At 36.3% G+C, this 5,722-nt stretch carries 4 protein-coding genes and 1 tRNA gene; 3 read left to right on the top strand and 2 right to left on the bottom strand.

The genetic code is table 11. From position 1 onward, the window contains the following. The first annotated feature begins 121 nt into the window (after positions 1 to 121). Positions 122 to 206 (top strand) — tRNA-Ser (locus ACO1O5_RS21630). A gap of 260 nt (positions 207 to 466) precedes the next feature. Next, entirely contained in the window at positions 467 to 1,693 is a 1,227-nt protein-coding gene (locus tag ACO1O5_RS21625; protein WP_486273999.1) for a site-specific integrase, read from the top strand. Between the two features lie 112 nt (positions 1,694 to 1,805). On the opposite strand, the gene ACO1O5_RS21620 is transcribed toward ACO1O5_RS21625, so the two are convergent. Both ACO1O5_RS21620 and ACO1O5_RS21615 read right to left on the bottom strand, forming a co-directional pair. After that, positions 1,806 to 2,642: a Cof-type HAD-IIB family hydrolase gene (locus tag ACO1O5_RS21620; protein ID WP_486273997.1), complete on the bottom strand. Its 837-nt coding sequence runs from the start codon at positions 2,640 to 2,642 to the stop codon at positions 1,806 to 1,808. Next, positions 2,639 to 5,260, bottom strand: a complete 2,622-nt coding sequence (locus ACO1O5_RS21615) for a VCBS repeat-containing protein (RefSeq protein ID WP_486273995.1) — start codon at positions 5,258 to 5,260, stop codon at positions 2,639 to 2,641. Before ACO1O5_RS21615 ends, ACO1O5_RS21620 begins: the two co-directional genes overlap by 4 nt. 140 nt (positions 5,261 to 5,400) lie before the next feature. Here ACO1O5_RS21615 and ACO1O5_RS21610 point away from each other — a divergent pair. Next, the coding region (locus tag ACO1O5_RS21610; RefSeq protein WP_486273993.1) for a helix-turn-helix domain-containing protein at positions 5,401 to 5,722 on the top strand (322 nt) is incomplete at its 3' end.

Raw genomic sequence — 5,722 nt, 5'->3', positions numbered from 1 at the left:
CATCAATATTAAAAACAAAAACTTACAATTCCCGTGCTATAAATCCTTATTATTGATTTAAGTGATAAAAACAATTTTAAACAAATTTGGAGGAACTGTTTGCCAACCTTATTTTTGCGCCGGAGGGATGTCAGAGCGGTTTAACGAGGCGGTCTTGAAAACCGTTGACTGTAACAGGTCCGGGGGTTCGAATCCCTCTCCCTCCGCTGAAATCGGTTATTTAAAATAGCTATAAGTAAAGAACTCCTGTAGAATCAAGCTTTTACAGGTTTTTTTATTTTTAGACTTACCTATATTTACTCCATTTTATCGCTTTTTTCAGTGAGTGATTCGTGGAGTCTTACTTCAATTTAAAAAGACTCACTCAACTTTACACAAGTCTTTCATTATTAACATTTTATAAAAACACATGTATATATTTTATTATGCGTTAAGTGTAATTTTATAAGCCGAAAAATGATTAATTATGGAAAAGAGTTTTGGATTATTATTTTTTCTTAAAAAATCTAAAGTTTGTAAAGCAGATGGGGCACACATTTACATCCGTATCACAGTAAATGGCACCATTACAGAAATAAGTACAAAAAGAAAATGTGATCCTAAGACATGGAACCCAAGCGCGGGAAGACTGGCCGGAAAAAGCGATTCAATAAAAGCATTTAATGCCTATCTCGACACACTACAACAAAAAGTATTTGAAGCCAAACGAAAACTCATTGAAACCGATAAAGAAATAACCGCAGAAAATATAAAAAATACCCTTCTTGGTAAAAATGAGAAAAGAACGTATATGTTGCTTGAGGTATTTAAATATCATAATGACCAAATGGCCTCATTAGTGAATCAGGAATATACACCGGGTACTTTGGAACGCTATGAAACCTCTTACAAACACACGCAATCTTTTTTGAAATGGAAATACAAAGTACCAGATGTAGATATTAATAAGCTGAATTATGAATTCATTACTGAATATGAATTCTGGCTGAAGAGTATTCGAAAATGCGGGCATAATACAACTATGAAATACCTATCTAATTTTAAGAAAATTGTTTTGCGTTGTCTAAAAAATGGGTGGCTTCAGAAAGATCCTTTCCTTGGCTTTAATATGGCGAAAAGGGAAGTTGAAAGAACAGCGTTAACTGAATATGAGCTAGACAAATTATCAGGTATTCAATTTTCAATTGAAAGATTGGAAATAGTAAAAAATATATTTCTATTTAGTTGTTATTCTGGCTTGGCTTATGCCGATGTTCAAAAATTAAAACGCTCTGAAATAGGGATAGGCATTGATGGAGAAAAATGGATTTTTACTAAACGCCGAAAAACTGATGTTCCTTCGCGAATACCATTGTTACCCCCTGCCTTAGAAATCATAAATCGTTTTGAACAACATCCCCTATGTAAAAATAAAGATCGGGTATTACCCGTTTTGAGCAATCAAAAAATGAATTCTTACTTAAAAGAGATAGCTGACACCTGTGGAATCAATAAAAATCTTACCTACCATATAGCCAGACATACTTTTGCCACAACGGTTACACTAAGCAATGGTGTTCCTATTGAAACAGTCTCTAAAATGCTTGGTCACAGAAATATAAAGACAACTCAACACTATGCAAAAATATTAGATAGGAAGATAAGTGAGGATATGAAAAGCTTGCGCTCCAAGTATTCTTCAACCTCGGCATAATTGATTTCACGTAATCATCTAATTTAATCCATTCGGACCGTTGTATTTCTATTGATTTTACAATCCAATGAGATATTCTAAAAGATTAAACGGTCGTTATTCAGCCGCTAAATTATAAATCTATAATTTTCTTAAGAGCTTTGGAAACCCCATTGTGATTATTAGTGTCGGTCGTAAAATCTGCAACAGCTTTTACTTCAGATGGCGAATTGCCCATTGCTATGCCTATCCCGGCAAATTCTATCATCTCTTTATCATTAAAGTTATCTCCAATTGCGACAATTTCTTCTCTTTTAATATTGTACCGTTCAATCAGCAACCTGACCGCATTCACTTTAGAAGCGTTATTGTTAATTATTTCAACGTAAGTAGGTTTGGAAGTGTATACATTAAGATGTTGCATAAACTGGCATTTCAAGTGGTCCTGAATTTCAAATGTTTCTGTTGCTCTTGTGATGGCAAGAATTTTATTTGGACCTGAAAGGCTATGTTGCCAGGATTGCAGTGTGCGGTTGAAAGGTTGAATTGTAATGGGGACAGAAGTAATTTTTTGTTCATAATCTGTGTTGCCATTCTGCAATTCAGAAAACCACATGTCATGATGATAATAAATAGCTGTTGCATCATACTTCTTTAGAAACTCGTGCAACGTTTTGCTAATTTTCGGATCAATTACTGAATCAAAAATTATCTCACCTTCCAAAGATATATAGGCGCCATTAAGACTTACTAAAGGATAACTGAGCAATCCCAAATTACCTGAAATTTCTATCATTCCTGATAGAGGCCTTGCAGAAACCAAAATCACTATAATGCCTTTTTCTTTTAGCTTACGAATTCTATTAACTGTAGCATCGCTAATAACGTGATCGCTTGTGATCAGCGTTCCGTCAATATCTATGAAAACGGCCTTAACATTTACAGTTACTATATTAAGAAGACAAATCAAGGATCTGGCTTTAAAAATATCAAACCATCATTATTGCGGGCTAAGATTAATAATTTCGTACCTCCCACATAATTAATCCATTTTGCATCTCTGAACTCTCCTTCAATGTCCGGAAGTTCGGTTATATCATTAAACTGACCTGCATGCTTGTCGTATTTAAAAACGGTTGGATTCATAGCATCATAGCGACCTTCATAAGGCAAAACTCCATAGAAATTGCCGTTAGCGACATAGGAACCTGAACCGGTACCATCCATCGATTCAAATGAAAATATTGGCGCCAACTGCAATTCTTGCGGTAAATCTTTTCGCACAAAATTTCCATTGCCATCATTAATAAACACTGAGGAACTTAGCGTCTCTGCTTTTAGGTCGAGATAATTATTCCATAAATCCCCGAAAAGATATTGAACTGATCTGCCGGCAACCTCATCGTAAGTAAGATGTTTACTTTTTAACATGGGCAAAGCTATTTCCAATTGATCCTTACCCAAGAAGGAGCATTCGACACCGTTTATGTTATACGTCACAATATCTTCAATTGATCGGTTACCTGCAAAATCTTTCACGTACATTTTTAATGGCCCGTCTTTCCCTGCATATAATTTTGAATTATGCCCCCAATTGCCCGCAAGTAAATCAGGGTATCCGTCTCCATTAATATCAGTAGCATATAGAGTTTGCCAAAGTCCCGACGATCCGGGAATATCGGATTCCTTAAAAATGCCTTTATTATTTATAAATATTTTTAAAGGCATCCATTCGCCCGCAACTATTAGGTCCATCCAGCCATCATTGTTAATATCAGCAAACGAACAGGAAGTAACCATACCAGTTGATTTCAACGGAATAATCGATTCATCAGCAAGTTTATAGTTTCCGGTACCATCATTTAATAACAAATAAGATGCCTGGGCATACCCATAACTTTTTGCTTCGGCAAGGCCACCAATAAAAATATCTTCACTGCCATCATGATTAACATCCGCAACGGAAATACATGATTTATTAGTAAGAATAGAAGGTAAAGAATGTGTGGCTTCCTTAAAATGTCCCTTCCGATCATTTATATACAAATGGTCGGAAAGGGCAGCATTTCCATCTTCATATTCGTTACCACCGCTTATAACACATAAATCAGGGTATCCGTCTCCGTTAGCATCAAAAAAAACGGCATCTACTCCCTCGCTGGCTGAATTTTTTGAGAACACTGCCGTATCTGCCCTAATAAATCTTCCTTGCTTTGTTTGAATCATCAAACAACCCGGTTGGCCCTTTCCACCGCATATAAATATGTCGTCTAGCCCATCTTTATTTACGTCTGCTACCGCAAGTTTTGGGCCACGCGTTGACTCTAAATGTGGTATGAGGTATTGTGCGTTAAAATCATTAAAGTTGTCTTCCTCGTGCTTCCATCGGGTATTAATTTGCGAAGTAACATCCGTAAATAATTCTTTTTTGTCGGGAAAAAAATACTCCCGATGATAGGTTGCGACCGCATCGTTTTGATTGACAACAATTGGTTTATTAACCGGTACATTTTTTAATAACTGATATTTTTGATCCGGCCACACGACTAGAAGACTATCAATCACTTTTAAGCTGTCCAAACCGAAATGAAGCCTCGGTTCCGATGATGATAAAAACCCCCTGGTGAGCATTAATTCCTGGAATTGAAGGTGGCCATTTGAAAAGAGATACACTTTTGTTCCGATACCGAAAGTGTTCATCCCCGATCCTTTGAATGATAGCGAAAGATTATTTTTTTTGGGAGCATTGTTTTTTAAAATCAGAGCAGGTGCATTCAAACAATTGACAATAATATCTACATTGCCGTCATTATTTAAGTCCGCATAGGCGGCACCGTTATAATATCCTTTCATGTCTCCGGTACCCCACAATTCGCTTACATCTTTAAAGCCGGTATTTTCATCACCTTTGAATAAAAATGGATGTGAGGCTCCATCGGGCATTTTATCCAGCAATGTTTTTTTTAATTCCTCTGGGCTACCATAAACGCGGGGATCTTTAATGTTAGAAAAGAACATAATAAAATCCATATCCAGAGGACGCTTCACGATCCCGCTTGAAATAAATAAATCCTTTTTCCCATCATTATCAAAATCTGCAAACAGTGGGCTCCAGCTCCAGTCTGTTGCGGAAATTCCACTTCTGAGCCCAACATCACTAAAACTAATTCCATTACCATTATTTCTTTGAAGGCAGTTTCTTGAGTATTGATTCTGAAAACCATTCCTTGTGATCTTTTGGTTATATACATCAAGATGTTCACCGTTGCCATAAGTTTTTAATTCTTTTTCATCCCCGGGAAGCATATCTGCAGTAATTACATCCGGTTGGCCATCGTTATTAAAATCAGCAATATCATTACCCATACTATACCGGCTGTAGTGCCTGAAATGTTTTGCCCCGCTTTCCGTAAAAGTTCCGTTACCGTTATTGATATAGTAATAATCATTTTCATGGAAATCATTACCGACGTAAATATCATCCCAGCCATCATTGTTTAAATCTGCAACACTCACGCCGAGCCCATACCCTAAACTACTTTCATATATGCCTGATTGCGACGAAATATCTGTAAATTTTCTGACCATTTATAACGTGATCCCTATATAACCGGTCGCCTGAATTAGGATCAAATTTTCTCCTGTTACTGGTGTCTACAATATTTTGATTGGGATGTTCGGATTGATTAACGATGAAACAATCAAGATCGCCCTTTAATTTATTGTTTTTGCAGAAGACTATTAAGAGTTTACTCAAGAATCGTGAAAAAATAAAGGACCATTACTCCGGAGAAATTTATTCAGAAGAGAAGTCGCAGGTATCGAAAAAAGAAGACAGGAAATTTATAATTGACTTCACGGCTGTCGTTGAAAATAATATCAGCAATGAAGAGTTTGGGGTTAATGATATTTGCAATGAATTAGGAATTTCCAGGGTGCAATTGTACAGGAAAGTTAAAACCGTCTTGAATTGCAGTGTGAATGATTATATAGTCACGACTCGATTACAAAAGGCAAAGTATTATATGCAACACGAAAATTTGAGCATTT

It is taken from the genome of Ginsengibacter sp., assembly GCF_057362405.1.
This window is presented reverse-complemented; position numbering and strand designations above follow the sequence as displayed.